Raw genomic sequence first — 20,665 nt, 5'->3', positions numbered from 1 at the left:
GCGGGGCAGGGCGGCGCGGGACGCGCGGCGGGCTGTTAAACCTTAAAGCTTGAGGCGCGGAAAGGAAAAGCCTAATCCAGCCCCTTGCGGCGAGCTTGCTGTCAAGCCCTCGTTAACCAAACCGCGTTGGGAGAGACGATGACGGATTCCTTCGGCGGCCCAAAGCCTTTGCGTCCCGCGACGCTGCTGGTCCATGGCGGCGGCGTCCGCACCCCCTTCGGCGAGACCTCCGAGGCGCTGTTTTTGACGCAAGGCTATGTGTTCGCCTCGATGGAGGCCTGCGCCGCGCGCTTTGCCGGCGAAGAGCCGGGCTTCGTTTATTCGCGCTATGGCAATCCGACGGTCGCGATGTTCGAGGACCGCATGGCGCTACTCGAAGGCGCCGAGGCCGCGCGCGCGACGGCGACCGGTATGGCCGCGGTGACGGCCGCGGTGATGTCGCAGGTTCGGGCCGGCGATCACGTCGTCGCCGCCCGCGCGCTGTTTGGCGCCTGCCGCTATATCGTCGAGGACCATCTGCCGCGCTATGGCGTCGCTTCGAGCCTCGTCGACGGCGTGGACCTTGACCAGTGGCGCGCCGCCATGCGGCCGGAAACCAGGGTCTTGTTTCTGGAAAGCCCGACAAATCCCTGTCTCGACGTCTATGACATCGCCGCGATCGCAAAGATCGCTCATGACGCCGGCGCGATCCTCGTCGTCGACAATGTGTTCGCGACGCCGATGCTGCAAAAGCCGTTGACGCTTGGCGCCGATCTTGTCGTCTATTCCGCGACGAAGCACATCGACGGCGGCGGCCGGTGTCTTGGCGGCGTCATCCTCGGCGCGAAAGCGCTGGTCGAGGCCGATTTGCAGCAATTTTTGCGGCAGACGGGCCCTGCGCTCTCGCCCTTCAACGCCTGGGTGCTCTTGAAGGCGCTCGAAACGCTGGCGATCCGCGTCGAGCGACAGACAAAGAGCGCCGCCAGGATCGCCGACTTCTTGAGCGAACAGCCGGCCGTCGCCTTCGTGCGCTACCCCGGCCGCGCCGATCATCCGCACGCCGACATCGCGCGGCGGCAGATGTCCGGCGGCGGAACATTGATAGCGTTCGAGATTGTCGGCGGCAAACCGGCCGCCTTCGCCTTCGGCCGCGCCCTGACGCTCATCAAGATTTCGAGCAATCTTGGCGACGCCAAGAGCCTCATCACCCATCCGGCGACGACGACGCATCACCGGCTGGCCCCCGAGGCGCGCGCGGCGCTCGGCGTCACGGAGGGGCTGGTGCGGCTGTCGGTCGGCCTCGAGGACGAAGAGGACCTTATCGACGATCTCAAGGCGGCGCTCGGCGCGCTCGAACGCAACGATATTGCCGCGGAGTGAGCAAAGCGCGGCGCCGCGTGCCTTTTTCCCGCGGGTTAAGCTATGATAAGTTTATGCCGCGATGCCGGCTCAAAGGACGCCTCGGATCACACCCATGTACAGCGCCGTCACCCAGGATATCCAGATTACCGTCCTGCCCGAATTCATCCCTGAGCGCTCGAATGCCGATCAGGCGATGTTCTTTTGGGCCTATACGGTCGAGATCGCCAATCAGAGCGAAAAGACCGTGCAGCTGACCGCGCGGCATTGGAAAATCACCGATGGCAACGGCAGGCTCGAGGAAGTGCAGGGCCCGGGCGTCGTCGGGGAGCAGCCCATTCTGAAGCCGGGTGAAACCTTCCGCTACACTTCCGGCTCGAATCTCACGACGCCTTCCGGCATCATGACCGGCGCCTATCGGATGGTCGATGAAAACGGCGAGGAATTCGACGCGCAGATCCCGGTGTTTTCGCTGGATTCGCCCTTCGTGCGCCGCGTTCTCAATTGAGACGCTGGCGCGCGGGCGCCCGCGCCTCCGCTTGCAGAGACAGAAGGCGGGCCTTTGATGAATGTGATGCAGGAGCCTTCCGCCGCAAGGCTTGAGGCGGCGATCGCGATGCTCGAGCGGCTCGTCGGGTTCGACACCGAAAGCTCCAAGTCAAATCTGGCGCTGATCGCGGCGGTCGAGGCCTATCTGCGCGAATGCGGGGCCGATTACGTCAAGATCCCCAATGCGATCGGCGACAAGGCGGCGCTGTTCGTCACCATCGGACCTAAGATCGACGGCGGCGTCGTGCTTTCGGGCCATACCGACGTCGTGCCCGTTGAGGGACAAAGCTGGAGCAGCGATCCGTTCACGCTCCGCCGCGAGGACGGACGCCTCTACGGCCGCGGCGCCTGCGACATGAAGGGGTTCGATTCGATCTGCCTTGCGATGATCCCCGAGTTTCAAAAAGCGGCGCTGTCGCGGCCGATCCATATCCTTTTGAGTTACGACGAGGAGACGACCTGCCGCGGCTCGCTCGACACGATCCGGCGTTTCGGCGCCGATCTGCCGCGGCCCGGCGCGATCCTTGTCGGCGAGCCGACCCTGATGCAGGTGGCGGACGCGCATAAGGCGATCGTCACCTATCGCACCATCGTCCACGGCCATGAGGCGCATTCATCAAAGCCATATCTCGGCGCCAACGCCGTCGAGACGGCCTGCGATCTCGTCAGCGAACTCTATCGCTTCAACGAGGAGCTGGCGCGTGGCGGCGACCCATCGGGAAGGTTCGATCCGCCGGCCTCGACGATCGAGGTCGGCGTCATCCATGGCGGCACGGCGCGCAATATTCTGGCCAAGCAATGCGCCTTCGACTGGGAGTTCCGCAGCCTGCCGGGCGTCCCGCAAAATCTCGCGCTGAGCCATCTTCAGGCCTATATCGAGCGCGTCGCGCTGCCCAAGCTGACCCGCAACGCCAGAGACGCCTCGATTGAAACTTTTGCCGAGGTCGAGGTGCCAGGTCTTGGACCGGAGCCAGGCTCAGTGGCGGAATCGCTTGCGTTAAACCTTGCGCGGTCGAACAGCACGATCAGCGTGCCCTATGCGACGGAAGCCGGACAGTTTCAGGCGGCCGGCGCGCCGACCGTGGTGTGCGGCCCGGGTTCGATCGACCAGGCGCATCAGCCCGATGAGTTTTTAGAGATTGCGCAGGTCGAGGCCGGCATAGAGTTCATGCGGCGGCTGGCGAAGGAGCTGAGCTGAGACCGCGCGTCCTGCGCGAACGCTAAGCCCTCTTTTTCCCGGCCCGCTCAATAAAAGCGCGTAAAACGGCGTTCATGCGAGTCTGGTAACCGGGGCCGCGCTCCTTGAACCAATCGACGATGTCGGCGTCGAGGCGTAGCGACAGCAGTTTTTTCGGCTAGGGCATGACGGCTTCAGCTGCTTCCTGCCAGTTCTCTGGAATATCCTTGAAGTCGCGATCGTCTGCGATATCGCGCTCAAGCTCGGCTTCCGTCTTTGCGCGCAGGCGCTCAAAATCGGTGCGGCTTTCGCCGCGCGCGCGCAACGCTTCAAGGTCAGCTGCTGAAAATCTTTTGATATCTTTGTTTTTCTGCATCTCTTGCTCTCCGCATGGAGATGATGCGGATGGTTGATCCGCGCATGGTGAAGACTGCGTTCACGCAAACGTCTTCGATCATGCCTGTCGCCAATTGGCGTTCCTCGGCGTCTATAGTCTTCGCAAGTCCTGTCAGATGCGGATTGCTGAACAAGACAACCGCATCGATAAAATCTAGTGCGTGTTTCTTGATGTTTTTGAGGCGTTTAGTTTCATCCCACTCAAAGTCCATCGCAATGCTCCGCTGTAGTCCGGGCGTGCGAAAAACTCCGGGCAGGGTTGCGTTAATCTCATGGGTTTCTCCTTTGTAAGAGTTTGATGGTTAAGAGTAAGAAGAAGGGTTTGTGTATCTACAAAAGATAGATACAAAAACTGCGCCTTCAGGCGGCAAAAAGCAAGCGTCCGCGAGCGATAAATTCGCTTCCGGCACAAACGTAGTTTAAGGCCGCATGAAAAAGATTGCGCCATCGCGAAAAGCGCAACCGTGAACGATCGTAATTCTTCCAAAGAAGGAATACGGCTAAAAAAGCAGGAAAGCTTACGGCTCCAGCTCGGAATCCCAGTAAAGATAATCCATCCAGCTATCGTGCAGATAATTGGGAGGAAACAGCCGGCCGTTCTGGTGCAGATCGTTGACGGTGGGCTGGTAGGGCTTGTGCGCCGGCCACATATGGGCCTCGCCGGGAAGCCTGTCGCTCTTGCGCAGATTGCAGCAGGAGCAGGCGGCGACGACATTTTCCCAGGTCGTCATGCCCCCTTTGGAGCGGGGCGTCACATGATCGAAGGTCAGATCCTGACGCGAGCCGCAATATTGGCAGCTGAAACGGTCCCGCAGAAAGACGTTGAATCGGGTAAAGGCGGGATGGCGGGACGGTTTTATATAGGTCTTGAGCGAAACCACCGAGGGCAGCAGCATTTCGAAGCTCGGACTTCGCACCGCCTTGTCATAATTGGAGACGATGTTGACGCGATCCAGAAACACCGCCTTGATCGCGTCCTGCCAAGACCATAGCGACAAAGGATAGTAGCTCAGCGGCCGGAAGTCGGCGTTGAGGACGAGGGCCGGACACGCTTCCGGCGAGGCACTGGCATGGAAATGGACCGTCAATTCAGACGCCTCTCCTTTTGCGCTCCCGCATTAGCTGCGCTGGGTTAATTCGTCAATTCGATTTCATTTTACCTTAATGCGGCGATTCGCCCGGATATTGTACGGCGTGGATGACGCAGCTGTGAAGGCGCAGCAAGGAAGACGCCCGCTCGCGCCGGATCACGATTGATGATCGTATTGCTTAACGGGTCGGAATCGGCGTTCCGCTGCGGTAATCATAGAAGCCGCGCTGCGTCTTGCGCCCGAGCCAGCCGGCCTCGACATATTTGACCAGCAGCGGGCAGGGCCGATATTTCGAATCGGCGAGCCCCTCATGCAGCACCTGCATCACCGAGAGCACCGTATCGAGCCCGATAAAGTCGGCGAGCTGGAGCGGTCCCATCGGATGATTGGCGCCGAGCCGCATCGCCGTGTCGATCGCCTCGACCGAACCGACGCCCTCATAAAGCGTGTAGATCGCCTCATTGATCATGGGCAGCAGAATGCGGTTGACGATAAAGGCGGGAAAATCCTCCGACACCGTATAGGTCTTGCCGAGGCGCAAGATCAGATCCTTCGCCGCTTCGAATGTCTCGTTTTCCGTGGCGATGCCGCGGATCAGCTCGACCAGCTGCATGCGCGGCACCGGATTCATGAAGTGAATGCCAATGAACCGCTCCGGACGGTCAGTGACCGAGGCGAGCCGCGTGATCGAGATCGACGACGTATTGCTGGCCAGCAGCGCATCGGCGCGAGCCGAGGCGCAAACCTGGCTGAAGATCCTGCGCTTGACCTCCTCATTCTCTGAAGCGGCCTCGATGATCAGATCGCAATCGCCGAATGCGCCATAGTCGGGCGCGGGCTTGATGCGGGCGAGCGCGGCGTCGCGCGTCGCGGAATCGAATTGCTGGCGTTCGACCTGCTTGGCGAGGCTCGCTCCGACAACGGACAGGCCTGTCTTGATGCGCTCTTCCGAAATATCGTTGAGGGCGACATCGATGCCGGCCAGGGCGCAGACTTGTGCGATCCCGGTACCCATCTGACCAGCGCCGATCACCCCGATTTTGTTAATGGCCATTTTTTCTTTCCATTGGCGGAATCGCGTCGCGAGCCATATGCCCTCGCTAAACCCGCTGCGCTGTTGGACCCGACAAGGCGAGCGCCGCTGTCTGAGCAGAAGCCAAAGCGCCCATGGTCAAGCCGACATGACTTCTAGAACGGAAAATCTGTCTTGACCATATTCAAAACTTCGGAGGCCGGACGAGCAATCGGCGGCGAATTCCGCTGTTTAACCCGCTAACTGCCATGCGCCGCAAGGAGGGGGCGCTCGTCACAACGTCGCGGCGCGCAGCGAAGTTTCGCCGCCGAGACGGAAAATTGTTCTCTTGGACGTGGCGCATCTGGCGGTCGGCTTGGGGTCGCTTATTGGCGCGATCGAGCAATGGCGCAAAAGAATTCGCTTGGCGTCGCCAGACGGCGCAAAAGACGCCGCCGCCAAATAAGCGACTTAGATGACGGATGTTCGGCTTTGGCCCCCGCGGAGGGAGGCTATGGTCTTGGACGGACTGGATCTCAAATCATAACCGCGCGCTTCCAATTTTTCAGGTCATGGCGCGGTTTGAAAAGGCTCGGCTTTCGACCTCATGCTGTCAGAGGATCGGCCCGTTCAAACCCGGGCGCCAAAGCCGGGGTGCCCTGATAGCGCAGTCGCGGGTCGCCGCGAAAATTATAGGATCCGACATACGTGAGCTTGCCCTCGGTGTCGAGCCAGATTTTTCCGCCAATGTCGCGCCACCTCTGGCAGAAGGCGAAATCCTCGCTGACATAGGCGCCCGTATCGCGATCGATCAGGCAATCAAAAAGAGCGTAGTTCGCCTCGCTGTTGACGGCGTTGGAATAGGCGTGCGCCCCCTTATAGCGCGTCTCGGGATAGGCGGCGATCATCTGTTCGACGACCTGGCGCTTGATCAGCATGAAGCCGCCGCCGCAATAGATCGCGGTGCAAAAGGGCCCGCGCTGCTCGCGGTCGGATCCCGTTGAGGCCGCCCCGACATAAAGCAGCGGCGCCGTCTCGAACCCTTCGCGCCGCGCCGCCGCGCGCAGGATGGCCGGATTGCTCCAGTCGATCACCTTCAACGGATAGACGCCGGCGACGAAATCCTGATTGAAGTTCAGCATATGCAGCACCTGCTCGGGCTCGAAACTGATGTCGGCGTCGATGAACAGGAGATGTGTCGCCCCTTGCGTCATCAGGAACTGGCTGACGAGGGTGTTGCGGCTGCGGGTGATGAGGGAATCATGGCCGAGCAGCGCCAGCGTCGCGTCGAATCCGGCGGCGCTGGCGAGTTGCACGAGGCCAAGCACCGATTGCATGTAATGCTGGGAGACGAGGCCTCCAAAACAGGGGGTGCTATGAACACCAGCGGTCTTTCGGCGGATTTGATCATTGTCTTCCTTAAAGCGCGCGGCTTTTTGCGCGACGCCGTCCTGAGCCCCGGCCAGTTCTGAACCCCGAACCCTGCGTGAAGCCTTCCTCCCGCCTTTGGGACGGCGGTTTTTGCCGCCGGACGGGCTGGCGTCATTAAGCCTAATGAAAGGTTAAGTCCCCGCGCGGGCAAATCTCCGCTAATCTGGCTACCTCTGCTCCACGGGCGGCCGTTGTCTTGCCGTCGTCCGGGAGAGCCGGGTCGTTACTTCAGTTTCAACAGCGGGCGCATGATGTCGCAAACATCTTTCATGAAAACGGAAGCAGCCGTGTCCTTCGGCGAAAAGCTGGCCGCCTCCGAACAGTTCGTGGCGCTGTTCAAGGAAGGCATGGATCTTGTCGGCGCTGCCGCCGCCTATCTCGACGGGGAGGGGCGCAAGGAGGCGCAGGCCCTGCCGCGGCCCGCCGCGCTCGCCTATGCGGTGGAAAGCATGCGGCTTACCACGCGGTTGATGCAGATCGCCTCCTGGCTGCTGCTGCAACGCGCCGTCAATGAAGGCGAACTCAGCCGCGCCGAAGCCGCGAGCGAAAAACGCCGCATCCGCCTCGCCCGTCAGGACGCGGTGTCGTCCGAAGATCTTTTGACCGAACTGCCGCGACGGCTTTGCGAACTCGTCGAACTCTCGTTGAGGGTGCAGGCTCGCATCCGCCATCTCGACGGCCTGATCTATGAGCCGGCTTCGGGCGCGGCGCGGTTGGCGCCCCCGAAAAGTCCGGTCGCCGGCCAGATCGCGCAGTTGCGGGCAGCTTTCGCGCAAGGGTCGCGGGCCTGACGCGCACGAGACGGTTTGGCGCTGCTTGCCGTCTCAGGACAAGTCTGCTTTCGGCGCCCGAGGCGCGGTCGCGCAGAGCGCCGCCGCCGCCGCGAGCGCGGCGAGGCCGGCCGGGATCATCAGACTGGACGCGACGGCGCCGAGCAGCGAGGCGCCTGTGACGCCGAGCCAATTCTGGCCGCCCCCTGCGACCTCGAGACGCCAGGAGAGGCTGGCTGTTGCGGCGGCGACGCCAAGGCTGGCGCCGAGCACGCGCATGAGATTCAGCATTGAACCGGCTTCGCCCGAGAGACGCGCGGGCGCGGCTTCGATTGTGCTGTGGTTGTTGGGCGCAATAAAAGCGCCCAGTCCGGCGCCGAACAGCGCGAACGCCGCCGCTGCGACGAAATGCGCGCCGCCCGATTCCTGTCCGCCTAAGACAAGCATCAGCAGAGCGCCAAAACAGCAGGCCATTCCCGCGGCGCTGAGCAGCGGCGCGCCAAACCGGTCGCTGAGCGCGCCGCTGAACGGCGCCGTAGCGCCGAGCGCGACCGGTATGATCGCCAGGCGAAGTCCCGCAGCCGCGGGACTGTCGCCATAGCCATGTTCCAGCGCAAACGACATCAGGAAGAACATGCTGTAGAGCAGGGCGTAAGCCAGCGCTACGGCGATCGCCCCGCAGCAGAAGGCTCTGCTGCGGAATAAAAGCAGATCAACCAGCGGGCGGGGCGATGCGCGTTCATGCCGGATGAGAAGCCAGCCCAGCGCCGACGACCCGGCAAGGAAAGCCATTGTGAGCGGCGAGGTCTGGGCCGAGAGATGGTTTAGCGCCACGATGAGGAAGATGAGCGCGGGTCCGATCAGGACGGCGCCGCGCCAATCGAACCGCTTGTCCCGCTCGGCCGTCTCCGTTTGCGGCAACGCCAGCCATCCAACGACGATGGCGGCCGTTCCGAACGGCGCAGCGAGCCAGAACAGCCATCGCCAGTCGAGCGCGGCGAGGATCAGGCCGCCGACGGCGGGCCCCGCGCTCATGCCGACCGCCTGCGCCGCCGCGAAGATTCCAAGCGCCTTGCCGCGTTGTTTCGGGCCTATTGCGGCCACGAGAATGGAGATGCTGTTGGCGCCCAGCAGCGAGCCGCCGATCCCCTGCAGGACGCGGAAGACGATCAGTTCGTTGAGATTAGTGGAAAGGCCGCATAATGCGCTCGCGACGACGAACAGGGCGTATCCCGTGAGATAAAGCGACTTCCTGCCGACGATCTCGCACAGCCGCCCGAAAATCGGCAAGAATGACGCGAAGGCGACGAGATAGGCCAGCGCGACCCAGCTGACCTGTTGCAGCGGCGCGGCGAAAGTCTTGCCAAGAGTGGGTAAGGCGAGCTGGACGATGGTGGCGTCCAGCTGGCCGAGGAAGGCGCCGACGCAAACCAGCCCGACCACCAGCCAGGGGCTCCAGGACTGACGCGTGATCCAGGCGAGAGGCGCCGGCTCGCGGCCAAGGCGGCGCATCACAGCGTACAGAGATCGCTGCGGCGCGGCGGCGCTTTCGGTTGGCTCACGCATCCGCGGCCCCGGCTCCATCGCATTTCCCTGGCGGGTTTCAGGATGTCAGGAAGGGAGTTGGGCAAAGGCGGGCGATGATGCCGGCGCCTTTGGGATCTTGCGCTTTTAGGAGCTGATGGAGCGGTCCGGCTGAAAACGCGCTCCGCCCCAAGTCAGCTTACTTCTTGCCGAAGCTCAGGCCGCTGAAGCGCGAATTGAAGCGCGACAGACGACCGCCGCGGTCGAGCAGCTGTGCGGAGCCGCCGGTCCAGGCCGGATGCGTCTTCGGATCAATGTCGAGGTTCAAGGTCGCGCCTTCCGACCCATAGGTCGAGCGGGTCAGAAACTCGGTCCCGTCGGTCATCACGACCTTGATCAGGTGATATTGCGGGTGGATATCGGCTTTCATCGGGACTGCCTCAAACTCTCGAAAACTTTTCGTCGGCTATCGCCCGAAGGCGCGAGCCGGTCAAAACGCCGCCACGGCCGCCTCGGCCGCAGATCGTGACTGGAAGCTGCGGCCTATAGCAAAGGCGCGCGCCGGTGACAAGGCGAGAGGGCGGCAAACGCGCGCGCGCCGCCTGCGCGGCTTTACTCGCGCGCGGCGATTGTGTACCGCAATCTGAACCCGGCCAGTGCGCCGGGATTGTTTTTTACAAGCAAGGCGCGCCGAATGCGCGGGCCCTCGCCCCTGAAGACGCGCGATACGTCGAGACGCGCAACCCCGTGAAGAAGCGATAAAGATGGCGAATGTTGTGGTGGTCGGCGCCCAATGGGGCGACGAGGGCAAGGGCAAGATCGTTGACTGGCTGTCGATCGAGGCCGACATCGTCGTGCGCTTTCAGGGCGGCCACAACGCCGGCCATACGCTCGTCATCGGTAATCAGGTCTATAAGCTGGCGCTGCTGCCGTCTGGCATCGTGCGGCCGGGCAAACTGTCTGTGATCGGCAATGGCGTGGTGCTTGATCCGCATCATCTCGTCGACGAGATCGCCAAGATTTCCGCGCAAGGGGTCAAGGTGACGCCGGACAATCTGAAGATCGCCGATAATGTCACGCTCATCCTGGCGCTGCACCGCGAACTCGACGCGCACCGCGAATCCGCCTCCGTCGCCGGCGTCAAGATCGGCACCACAAAGCGCGGCATCGGGCCAGCCTATGAGGATAAGGTCGGCCGCCGCGCGATCCGGCTGATGGACCTCGCCGAACCCGATTCGCTCGATGAAAAGATCGACCGTCTGCTCGCCCATCACGACCCGTTGCGGCGCGGGCTCGGGCTCGAGCCTGTCACACGCGCCGCGATTCGCGCCGAGCTCGAGGACGTCGCGCCGAAAGTGCTGCCCTATATGGACGCGGTCTGGGATCTGCTCGAGACGGCGCGCCGCGATGGCAAGCGCATTTTGTTCGAAGGCGCGCAGGGGGCTCTGCTCGACGTCGATCACGGCACTTATCCTTTCGTCACCTCTTCGAACACCGTCGCGGCGAACGCGGCCACCGGCTCGGGGCTGGGGCCGAAGGCGATCGGCTATGTTCTTGGCATTGCCAAGGCCTATACGACGCGGGTCGGCGGCGGCCCGTTTCCGACCGAGCTCCACGATGAAACCGGGCAGCGACTCGGCGACCGCGGGCATGAATTCGGCACCAACACCGGCCGGCGGCGGCGCTGCGGCTGGTTTGACGCGGTGCTGGTGCGCCAGACAGTGAAAACCTCCGGCATCGACGGCATCGCCCTGACCAAGCTCGACATCCTCGACGGCTTCGAGGAGATCAAAGTGTGCGTCGGCTATTTGCTTGATGGCGCGCGCGTCAATCGCTTCCCGGCGAGTCAGGCGGCGCAGGCTCGTGTGACGCCGATCTATGAGACGATGGAAGGCTGGGCCGGCACGACAGCCGGCGCCCGTTCCTGGGCCGAGCTGCCGGCGCAGGCCATCAAATATGTGCGGCGAATCGAGGAGCTGATCGAGGCGCCCGTCGCGCTTCTCTCGACCAGTCCGGAACGGGCCGACACCATTTTGGTGCATAATCCTTTCCGCGATTGAAACGAGAAAATCCGGGCAGATGAACGCTTTGGGGCATGTTCTCGTCAAAATGCCCAGCCATGCTGGCGCGCAGACGGCGGGCGTGAGCGCCGATGCGACCGCTATCACGACCTAATCACTTGAAATCGAAGAGGTTGATCTGTCTCGATCGACTCGATGGAACAGATCGAGCCGCGTGATATAAGCGGCCTCAACGATTGACGGATCAACGCGCGAATGGTCTGAACCAGACATGGCTGATTACTATCCGCTGCTCGCCAGGGCCGTCGCAGGGCTCGCCGATCCGACCCCGCAAGCGCGCAGCGCCATCTATGACCGCGCCCGCAATGCGCTGCTCGGGCAGTTGCGCCGTCTCGACCCGCCGATTCCCGTTGAAGAAATCGACCGCGAGAGCGTCGCGCTTGAAGACGCCGTGGCGCGGCTCGAGGCCGATTTCGCGCCCTCGCCAGAACCTGCGCCGCCCGAGCGCGAGCCTCAGCCCGAGCGCGCGGAAATCCCCGCCGCGCCGGCCGAGCCTATGGTCGCCGAGCGCCCCAATGAGCCATCCGCGCCGCATGAATTCGCGCCCGAGCCGCCTTTTGCCGGCGGCCCAAGCGCGCCCGATTTGCCGCAAGAACAACCGCAGGCGGAGCCGCAAGAGCGCCCGCCTGTCGGCGCGGCCGAGGCGCCGCTTGCTCCTCTCGCCGGGGACGGCGCTGACGACGCGCAAAAAATCAGGGACGATACGGCGAAGCCCGATTTTAGAGGCGGGCGGCCGGCGAGCCTGCAGACGCGCCCGCCGATGTTCTTCAAAGCGCGGCGCGACAAGACTGCCCAGGAGGCGCCGCCGCCCGGCGCAGGGCTCCCCCCGCGCCGTCCGCTGGGGACAAGTTTGCTGCGCACGCCGCCGCGAGCCCCGGCGGCGCCCGACGTCGCGCCGGGGCCGGCATTTTTCCCTGAATCGACGTCCAATACTGCGCCTGCGCCCGATCCTCTTCCGGACCAGCCAGGGCGCGATGACGACAAAGCGTGGCGGGAGCCCGTCTTCGAACCGCGCGAGGCCGAGCCGCGGCGCTGGGAGATGGAGAGCGAGCCGCAGTGGGGCGGGCCCGCGCCCGATCCCCTTGGCGGGGCGCAGGCGGAGGAGTGGGCGCGGTCTGATTTTGCGCCGCCGGCTCCTGAGGGCGACGCCTCTGCGCTTGGCGAAGATGGGTCCGATCCGGCGACGGTTTCGGTCCGGCCGCGGGCGGAGACGCAGCGCCCCTTTGCGCCGCAGCCGCGCCGCGAGGACGCCGCGCCGCGCCGACTGTGGCTTGTCGGTTTTATCCTCGGGCTGCTGGTGCTTCTCATCGCGGTCGCGGCCTATCAGCTGCGCGACCGGCCTGAAGAGCTGCGGCAGCGCGCCGCCGCGCCGGTCGTTATCCCCGAGCCGGCGCCGTCGAGCGGAAAGATCGTCGACCGCATCGGCGGCGGCCTGGCCGAGCCGCAAGATTCGGCCGGATCGCCCGCGGCGACCTCCCCCGCGCCGTCGTCTGCGGCGCGCAGCGCCCCGACTGCGACCGAGCCAGAAACCCAGAGCGCACGGCGGGCGGCGCTGCTTGTCGAAGCGCCGGAGGAGCCGAACAAGGTCAGAACCTTTCTCGGCGCGGTCAACTGGAAGGTCGACAATGTCACCAATGGGCCGAATGACCCGCTGAGCATGGCGGTGCAGGCGACGGTCGAGATTCCGGAAGAAAAGCTCGAAATCGTCATGACGCTTCAGAAGAATTTCGACACCAGCCTGCCGGCCTCGCACACGATGAAGATCCAGTTTATCGAGGGCGCCGACAGTCCGCTCGGTCCAGTGCAGCAGATCAGCGTGCCGCAGATGCGGCGCGAGGACATAGCGACCGGAGACGCACTGAATGGCGTCCCGGTTCAGATCACCGACAATACATTTCTCGTCGGACTGACCAGCGGCGGCCCGGAGGCCGGCAATCTTGATCTTATCAAGTCGCGCGGATGGATCGACGTGCCGATTCTTTTGAGCAGTGGCAAGATCGCCAAGCTCACCTTCGAGAAGGGTCCCGCCGGCGACCGCGCGATCGACGACGCCATCGCCGCCTGGAAGGGGCAATAGCATCATGCCGAAAAGTTGGCGACTTTTCGGGCTGACATGATGCATCGAACAAGCGGATCATGCCGAAAAGTTGGAGACTTTTCGCGATGACGTGACGCGTCGAAAATTGTTCGTATCAGCGCGCGTCGAACGCCGCGACCTCTTTGCTGACCCGGCCGGCGAGATCGCGCAGCGCGCCTTCGGGCAAGGATCCGGCCAAAGCGTAGCGGGCTCCCGCCTGCCTCCAGCTGACCACCGCCGCGCCAGCCTCGCCTGAAACGCTCATCTGCGCCGCCGCGCCGCTCGCCACGCCGTCGTCCTTGGCGGCGATGCAGAGCGCCACCGGCCGCGCGCTCTGCATCGCGTAGAACAGGCAGAACGGCTCTTCGCCGCGATCTCTGCCTGCGCCTTGCCCCGCGCGGGCTCCGATAAGCGCATAGCCGGCGTCCGACAGATTTGGCACGATCAAGGCGCCGCCGCCTGTGACCGCCGCAGCGGCGTCGCGGCTGGTGGTTTTGCCGCCGTTGAAGTGCGACAGCGCTTCGCGCGCGCGTTGCGCGATGGGCTCGTCGGCCCCTGTGGCGGGCAGTCCGCGCCCGATCAAGCCCTCCTGCCGGGCGACGAGATGATCGCTGAAATGAACCAGGGCGAGAGCGGCCGCAGCGCCCGCGACGAAGGTCGCGACAAGGGCGAACTGTGTCTTGAGCGCGGCCCGGCGTGGCAACGCCTCGCCTTGGATCGGCTCGCGCCGGGCTTCGGCAAGCGCGCTCCTTGCCGCATTGGCCGGCGACGCCGGCGGCGCGGAGCCGCAAGAGCGCATCAGGCGCGGCAGCGCGCGTTTGCGGTAGGGCACGAGGATCGGCGCAGGCGGCTCGGCTTCGACCCGCGCAAAGGCGGCGCGCAGAGCTTTTCCCTGCTGGCGCCAGATTTCCACCCGCTCCGCGGCGGTGGGGGAGGATGCGATATAGCTCTCGACGGCGCACCGCTGCTCGGCGCTGAGTTCGCCGTCGACAAAGGCCATCAGCTCTTCGTCATCGATTGCGGGGGGAGCGCCGTTCATAGGCGTCCGGCTTACTTGACGAGGCGCAAATAGGGCGCCTGCGACTTTGCCCGCCGCGCCGGGGAGCCGTCCGAGAGATCGCGGGGCAATCTGTCACGCGCGCGCGACAGTCGCGCTATAAGGAGCGGCCGCGAGATTTTCAAAATCCGCGCGGCCTCGACATACGAAAACCCCTCAAGCGCAACGAGGAGCAGCGCTTCGCGCTCTTCAAGCTTCAATGCGCCGAGCGCCGGCCCGATCGCGTCCGTGGAAGTATGCGCGCTTGCAGTTTTCTCGGACGCATGCAGGTCCGTGGCGAAGACGGCGCCGGTGCGCGCGGCGGCTGGCGGCGGCATGAAGCTGGAGCTGTTCGGCCCCGGCGCGGCTCCTGTCGCCTGCCCGATAGACGAACCTGTGGCCTGCGCCCTGGCGCGAAGCTCATCGCGGTTCGCCTCGATGAGCATGGCATAGGCTTGCGCGTCGATATCGCGGCGTCCCTGCTGTGCGCCGGCGTCGAAAAAATGCCGCAAAACGCCTCCGACGAGAGCGTCGGCAGAGCGCGCCGCGCCCGCGTGTCCGGCGACGAGAGCGCGCGCGAAACGCCGCAGCCGCGGCGCAAGCAAGTTTAATTCTTCACGCAAACTCAACCTAGCGCTCCATACCCGGCGCGTCCCGGCTGCGTAGTCCGCACGCCGCTATAATATATAATAAGCTTCGCCGCGCCTCGTGCATACTGGAAGAAACAAATTTTGATTAAGGGCGACAGGCCCCGCCCGGATCAACCACTCGCGATCCTTGCTTTACGCCACGATAATCCTTAAACGCGGCTGACGCAGCGGCCGTTCCATCGAAGCCGCCCATACCCCCTCATATCCGGACCGAGAATGACGCAACCGGAAGCTATGACAGATGATCTGATCCGATCCGGCCCACTCGCTGGCAAACGCGGCCTCATTCTGGGCCTCGCCAATAATCGGTCGATCGCATGGGGCATCGCCAAGGCGGCGCGCGACGCCGGGGCCGAGCTCGCTTTCACTTTTCAGGGCGAATCGCTCGGCAAGAGGGTGCGCCCGCTCGCGGCCGAACTTGGCGGCGTCGTCGTCGGCCATTGCGACGTGACCGACGCTGCGAGCCTTGACGCTGTCTTTGGCGAGATCGAGCGCAGCTGGGGCAAGCTCGACTTTGTCGTTCACTGCGTCGCCTTCTCCGATAAGGACGAGCTGACGGGCCGCTACGTCAATACGACGGCGGAAAATTTCAGTAACACGTTGCTGATCTCCTGCTATTCCTTCACCGCGATCGCGCAGCGCGCTGAACCGCTGATGCGGGATGGCGGATCGCTGTTGACCCTGACCTATTACGGCGCCGAAAAATGGATGCCGCACTATAATGTCATGGGCGTCGCAAAAGCCGCGCTTGAAGCCAGCGTGCGCTATCTCGCAGCCGACCTCGGCGAGAAGAATATCCGCGTCAACGCCATTTCGGCAGGCCCCATCAAGACGCTCGCAGCGTCGGGGATCGGCGATTTCCGCTATATTTTGAAGTGGAACGAATATAATGCGCCGCTGCGCCGCTCCGTCTCCATTGAGGAAGTCGGCGAAAGCGCCGTGTTTCTGCTCTCGCCGATGTCGCGCGGGGTGACGGGCGAAATTCTCCATGTCGACGCCGGCTACCATATCGTCGGAATGAAAAATCCGGCCGCGCCAGACATGGGCGCGCTGGGCAAGGAGTAATTCCGGCGTTTACGCCCGCAGTTCGCCGCTTTATAAGAACGCCTCTAAGCTAGACGCCGCCTTCCGCTCGCGTCTGTTCACGCGCCATTAAGGCTTGCATTCGCATCTTCCGCGCGAGGCTCTTGCGTCGGGCGGCGGGTGTCGAAAGCTTGCGCGCCGCCGGGCCCGATCGATATCGGGAGCGGCAGACAAAGGCTGACACAGGGCGGCGTCGGGTGTCGCTCGCCGCAAAACGGCTCGCGATCGGGCTCTGCGGACGAGCTTGGCGCGACGATGGAATCAGGACCCGACATGACGCAAAACGGCTCGGCGACTGCCGATGCGCAAGAGGGCGGCGGGGCGCAGTCTATATTGCGCGGTCCGCGCCTGCCGAACCTGCGGCGTGACGAACTCCTGTGCGAGATCTTCGCCGCGACGGTCGCCGCCGATCCGGACGCGCTGGCGATGGTGACGCGCGACGGCGCGCTCACCTATGCAGAGGTGGACGAGAAAGCCGAGGCGATAGCTCGCGGTCTCGTGCGCGGGGGCTTGCGTCCGGGGGACGTCGCCGGCCTGTGGATGCCGCGCGGCCACGAGCTTCTGATCGGACAGATCGCCATCGCCAAGGTCGGCGCCGCATGGCTTCCCTTCGATGGCGACGCGCCCGTTGAGCGGATCGCCGTCTGCCTTGAGGACGCCGCCGCGAAATTCATCGTGATCTCGGCCGATTTCGTCCCAAAATGCGCCGGCCGTTTCTGTTGCGCCGCCTTCACCTTGCGCGAGCTTGCCGATTATTCCGCCAACGAAAAGGTCGACGCGCGCGCGCTGGGGGCGACCCCCGCCTCTCCCGCCTATCTGATCTACACCTCGGGCTCGACCGGCGCGCCGAAAGGCATCGTCATCACCGGCGCCAATATCTGCCATTATTTGCGCGCGGCGAATGTAATCTACGGGCTTGATGCGTCGGACGTCGTGTTTCAGGGCGCGTCGGTCGCCTTCGACCTGTCGATGGAGGAGATCTGGCTGCCTTATCTCGTCGGCGCGCGGCTGTTCGTTGCAACGCCGGAGGTCATGGGCGAGACCGAAAAGCTGCCGGAAATCATGGAGGCGAATGGCGTCACCGTTCTCGACACGGTTCCGACGCTGCTCGCGCTGCTTCCACGCGACGTATCGACGCTGCGGGTGATCATTCTCGGCGGCGAGGCCTGTCCGCCTGCCATCGCCAATCGCTGGTGCAAGCCGGGGCGCCAAATCTTCAACTCCTACGGCCCGACCGAGGCGACCGTTGTCGCCACCATCGGCGAGGTGCAGGCCGGCGTGGCCGTTACAATCGGCGGTCCGATCCCGAATTACTCCTGCTATGTCGTCGACGAAGATCTCAATCTCGTCGCGCCGGGGAGCGAGGGCGAGCTTCTGATCGGCGGCCCCGGCGTCGCCCGCGGCTATTTGAAGCGTCCGGAGTTGACGGCCGAGAAATTTATTCCCAATCCCTTTCTCTTCGCGGACTTCGATGCGGCGACCGGCGATCCAGTGCTTTATCGCTCCGGAGACGCCGTCGCGATCAATGAGGCCGGCGAAATCCTGTTTCGCGGCCGCATCGACGATCAGGTCAAGGTGCGCGGCTTCCGCGTCGAGCTTGGCGAGATCGAGGCGAAGCTCGGCGACCTCGAGGGCGTCGCCCATGCCGCCGTGGTTCTGCGCAATGATGCGGGCGTCGATCAGCTCGTCGCCTTCCTCGTGCCGGCGCCGGGCGCCGTCGAGGCGGGCGCGCTCGAGACTCGCGTCTTGCGCGGCTCCCTGCGGGCGAGCCTGCCGCCCTATATGGTGCCGAGCCGGTTCGAATCGATCGCCAGCCTGCCAAAGCTGTCGTCCGGCAAGGTCGACCGCAAAAGTCTGAGGCTCGTCGCCCTCGCCGAGGTCGATTCCAGCGAGGCGCAGGAGGAACCGCGCACATCGACGGAAGCCAGCCTGCTCGCCGCTGCGAAGGAGGTCCTGCCGCCGCAGGCGATTCCCTTCGACGCCGATTTCTTTACCGACCTTGGCGGCCATTCACTGCTCGCCGCGCGCTTCATCTCGATTGTCCGCAAGACGCAGGCGCTCTCCCGCGTCACGCTTCAGGACGTCTATTCGGCGCGGACGCTGCGCGGCATCGGCGAACTCATCGACCGCAAATGGGCCCATATCGCCGGTCCTGACGATCTTGGCTTCGACCCGCCGCCGCTGCTGCGGCGCTTTCTCTGCGGCCTCGCCCAGGCTGTCGCCCTGCCGGTCATCCTCGCCCTCGTCACGGCGCAATGGCTTGGCGTGTTCGTCAGCTACATGCTGCTGACGGGCGCGGAAGCAGCGATCGGCGAGGAAATCATTTCGCTGATCCTCGTCTATATGTGCATTAACATCGTCACCGTCGCCATCACCATCGCGGCGAAATGGCTGATCATCGGGCGCACCAAACCCGGCCGCTACCCGCTGTGGGGCGTCTATTATTTTCGCTGGTGGCTGGCGCGGCGGTTCATCGGCCTCGTCCATATCAAATGGTTTTCCGGCTCTCCCTTCATGCGCTTTTATTTGCGCGCGCTGGGAGCGAAGGTTGGCAAGGACGCCATCATCGGCGAGGTCGACGCCGGCGCGATCGATCTTATCTCCTTCGGCGACGGCGCAAGCGTCGGCTCGATCGCCAATCTCGCCAATGCGAGGGTCGAGGGCGGCGAACTCATCATCGGTTCGATCGAGATCGGCGCAGACGCCTATATCGGCTCATCCTGCGTCATCGAGGAAGACGTCGTGATCGGACGCGGCGCCGAGATCGGCGATCTCAGCGCGATCGGCGCCGGCGGGCGCATTGGCGATTATGAGAGCTGGGACGGCTCGCCCGTGCGCCTGACCGGCAAGATCGACCCGTTAGAGCTCGGCGCCGCCGCGATCGGCTCAGCGCCGCGCCGCTTTGTCATGGGCGGGGTCTATCTCGCGCTGCTGCTGGCCATTCCGCCGCTTGGGCTCCTGCCGATCTTCCCGGCTTTCTGGGTGTTCGACCGGATCGACGACATCATCGGCATCGGCGACATCGACCGGCTCCATTACATGGCGATGATCCCGATCATGGCCTGGCCGACCGCCTTCGTCATGGTGCTGGTGACGGTAGGCTTCATCGCCATCTGCCGCTGGATCATCTTGCCGCGTGTGCGCGAGGGGACCTATTCGGTCCATTCCTGGTTCTATCTGCGCAAATGGGCGGTGACGCTCGCCACCGAAATCACGCTCGAAACGCTCTCCTCACTTTACGCGACGGTCTATATGCGCGGCTGGTATCGGCTGATGGGCGCGAAGATCGGCAAGGACGCCGAGATCTCGACCAATCTGTCCGGCCGCTATGACCTCGTCGAGATCGGCGAAAAGAACTTTATCGCCGACGAAGTGGTCTTCGGCGACGAGGAAGTGCGCAATGGCTGGATGGTGCTGCGGCGCGTCAAGACAGGGCCGCGGGTCTTTGTCGGCAACAGCGCCGTGATCCCGACCGGCGCCGACATTCCGGCCAATGCGCTGATCGGCATCAAGTCGAAGCCGCCGGCGAACCATCTCATGAATGAGGGCGATACCTGGTTCGGCTCGCCGCCGATCAAATTGCCGGTGCGGCAGAAATTCGACGCCGGCGGCGCCAACTGGACCTATGAAGCGCCGAAGTGGAAGAAATTCGCCCGCGCCTGCTTCGAGGCGGTGATGATCTCGATGCCGACGATGCTGTTCATCACGCTCGGCACCTGGGCGGTCGAGTGGTTCAGCTCCAGCGTCCTCGACGGCGACTATGGCGCGGTCGCGGTGCAGTTCACGGTATCGTCGGTCGCCATCTGCCTGATGCTGACGATCGTTGTAATCGTGCTGAAATGGCTGACCATGGGACGCTATGAGCCGATGGTGAAGCCGATGTGGTCGTGGTGGGCTATGCGCACTGAGGCCGTCGCCGTGATCTATTGGGGCATGGCCGGCAAGGTGCTGCTCGATCATTTGCGCGGCACGCCGTTCCTGCCCTGGATGATGCGCCTGTTCGGCGCAAAATTCGGCAAGGGCGTCTACATGGACATGACCGACATCACCGAATTCGACTGCATCAAGGTCGGCGATTTCGCCGCGCTCAACGCTATTTCCGCGCTGCAGACGCATCTTTACGAGGATCGCGTCATGAAGGTCGGCCGCGTCGCCATCGGCGACGGCGTCACGATCGGGGCCGGCTCGACGGTTCTCTATGATACGCTGGTTGGAGACTATGCCCGGCTCGGACCGCTGACGCTGGTGATGAAGGGCGAGCAGATTCCGCCCCATTCCGAATGGGTCGGCGCGCCGGCCGAGCCAAAGGGCGCGGCCGACGTCATTGTCGAGAAGGAAGCGGCCTAGAGCATAAGCTTTTGAATCTGACGCAGTTTCTTGTCCGACGAATGCTTGCGTTCGGTCAGAAAGCGCTTCAGGGCAGGATGCGTTCAAACTGAATCGCATCCGC

The 20,665-nt window shown here is 63.8% G+C and carries 17 protein-coding genes; 8 read left to right on the top strand and 9 right to left on the bottom strand.

The features are described from left to right. The first annotated feature begins 138 nt into the window (after positions 1–138). From metZ to argE, 3 genes are all read left to right on the top strand, one after another. On the top strand, positions 139–1,359 hold the full coding sequence (gene metZ, locus CR492_RS14320; RefSeq protein WP_102844448.1) for an O-succinylhomoserine sulfhydrylase: 1,221 nt from the start codon (positions 139–141) through the stop codon (positions 1,357–1,359). Positions 1,360–1,453: 94 nt separating this feature from the next. Continuing rightward, on the top strand, positions 1,454–1,846 hold the full coding sequence (gene apaG, locus CR492_RS14315) for a Co2+/Mg2+ efflux protein ApaG (protein WP_012590054.1): 393 nt from the start codon (positions 1,454–1,456) through the stop codon (positions 1,844–1,846). A 66-nt stretch (positions 1,847–1,912) separates the two neighbouring features. Then, positions 1,913–3,085, top strand: a complete 1,173-nt coding sequence (argE, locus tag CR492_RS14310) for an acetylornithine deacetylase (RefSeq protein ID WP_432431215.1) — start codon at positions 1,913–1,915, stop codon at positions 3,083–3,085. A 22-nt stretch (positions 3,086–3,107) separates the two neighbouring features. Here argE and CR492_RS21175 read toward each other — a convergent pair whose 3' ends face one another. From CR492_RS21175 to CR492_RS14285, 5 genes are all read right to left on the bottom strand, one after another. Continuing rightward, positions 3,108–3,230: a BrnA antitoxin family protein gene (locus tag CR492_RS21175; protein ID WP_280951547.1), complete on the bottom strand. Its 123-nt coding sequence runs from the start codon at positions 3,228–3,230 to the stop codon at positions 3,108–3,110. A gap of 169 nt (positions 3,231–3,399) precedes the next feature. Beyond that, complete coding sequence (locus tag CR492_RS14300) at positions 3,400–3,672, bottom strand: BrnT family toxin (protein ID WP_102844420.1); 273 nt, start codon at positions 3,670–3,672, stop codon at positions 3,400–3,402. 306 nt (positions 3,673–3,978) lie between these two features. Then, the gene (locus CR492_RS14295) at positions 3,979–4,548 is read right to left on the bottom strand and encodes an HNH endonuclease (RefSeq protein WP_102844419.1); all 570 of its coding nucleotides are present in this window, start codon (positions 4,546–4,548) and stop codon (positions 3,979–3,981) included. 181 nt (positions 4,549–4,729) lie between these two features. Then, on the bottom strand, positions 4,730–5,605 hold the full coding sequence (locus CR492_RS14290) for a 3-hydroxybutyryl-CoA dehydrogenase (RefSeq protein WP_102844418.1): 876 nt from the start codon (positions 5,603–5,605) through the stop codon (positions 4,730–4,732). Positions 5,606–6,168: 563 nt separating this feature from the next. Continuing rightward, complete coding sequence (locus tag CR492_RS14285) at positions 6,169–6,900, bottom strand: hypothetical protein (RefSeq protein ID WP_245412089.1); 732 nt, start codon at positions 6,898–6,900, stop codon at positions 6,169–6,171. A 363-nt stretch (positions 6,901–7,263) separates the two neighbouring features. Between CR492_RS14285 and CR492_RS14280 the strand changes: the two genes are divergently transcribed. Beyond that, a complete protein-coding gene (locus CR492_RS14280) occupies positions 7,264–7,785 on the top strand; it encodes a DUF1465 family protein (protein ID WP_245412088.1) in 522 nt (173 codons plus the stop codon). Between the two features lie 33 nt (positions 7,786–7,818). On the opposite strand, the gene CR492_RS14275 is transcribed toward CR492_RS14280, so the two are convergent. Both CR492_RS14275 and rpmE read right to left on the bottom strand, forming a co-directional pair. After that, positions 7,819–9,330, bottom strand: coding sequence for an MFS transporter (locus tag CR492_RS14275; protein WP_180982556.1), 1,512 nt, complete (start codon positions 9,328–9,330; stop codon positions 7,819–7,821). A gap of 157 nt (positions 9,331–9,487) precedes the next feature. Next, positions 9,488–9,718: a 50S ribosomal protein L31 gene (gene rpmE / locus CR492_RS14270; RefSeq protein ID WP_102844414.1), complete on the bottom strand. Its 231-nt coding sequence runs from the start codon at positions 9,716–9,718 to the stop codon at positions 9,488–9,490. A 334-nt stretch (positions 9,719–10,052) separates the two neighbouring features. Here rpmE and CR492_RS14265 point away from each other — a divergent pair, with 334 nt between their 5' ends. Beyond that, entirely contained in the window at positions 10,053–11,348 is a 1,296-nt protein-coding gene (locus CR492_RS14265) for an adenylosuccinate synthase (protein WP_102844413.1), read from the top strand. 232 nt (positions 11,349–11,580) lie between these two features. Beyond that, positions 11,581–13,446 (top strand): hypothetical protein, encoded by a 1,866-nt coding sequence (locus CR492_RS14260; RefSeq protein ID WP_102844412.1) that lies wholly within the window; start codon positions 11,581–11,583, stop codon positions 13,444–13,446. Positions 13,447–13,561: 115 nt separating this feature from the next. On the opposite strand, the gene CR492_RS14255 is transcribed toward CR492_RS14260, so the two are convergent. Further along, positions 13,562–14,485, bottom strand: a complete 924-nt coding sequence (locus CR492_RS14255; protein ID WP_102844411.1) for an anti-sigma factor family protein — start codon at positions 14,483–14,485, stop codon at positions 13,562–13,564. 11 nt (positions 14,486–14,496) lie between these two features. Continuing rightward, complete coding sequence (locus CR492_RS14250) at positions 14,497–15,087, bottom strand: sigma factor-like helix-turn-helix DNA-binding protein (RefSeq protein ID WP_245412087.1); 591 nt, start codon at positions 15,085–15,087, stop codon at positions 14,497–14,499. Between the two features lie 261 nt (positions 15,088–15,348). Between CR492_RS14250 and fabI the strand changes: the two genes are divergently transcribed. After that, the gene (fabI, locus tag CR492_RS14245) at positions 15,349–16,197 is read left to right on the top strand and encodes an enoyl-ACP reductase FabI (RefSeq protein ID WP_180982555.1); all 849 of its coding nucleotides are present in this window, start codon (positions 15,349–15,351) and stop codon (positions 16,195–16,197) included. A 291-nt stretch (positions 16,198–16,488) separates the two neighbouring features. Next, positions 16,489–20,562, top strand: a complete 4,074-nt coding sequence (locus CR492_RS14240) for a Pls/PosA family non-ribosomal peptide synthetase (RefSeq protein WP_102844445.1) — start codon at positions 16,489–16,491, stop codon at positions 20,560–20,562. The last annotated feature ends 103 nt before the right edge of the window (positions 20,563–20,665 follow it).

Origin of the sequence: Methylocella silvestris (genome assembly GCF_002891535.1) — a bacterium.
GTDB lineage: Bacteria > Pseudomonadota > Alphaproteobacteria > Rhizobiales > Beijerinckiaceae > Methylocapsa > Methylocapsa silvestris_A.
Note: the sequence above shows the minus strand (reverse complement) of the source record. Positions and strands in the feature narration are given on the sequence as shown.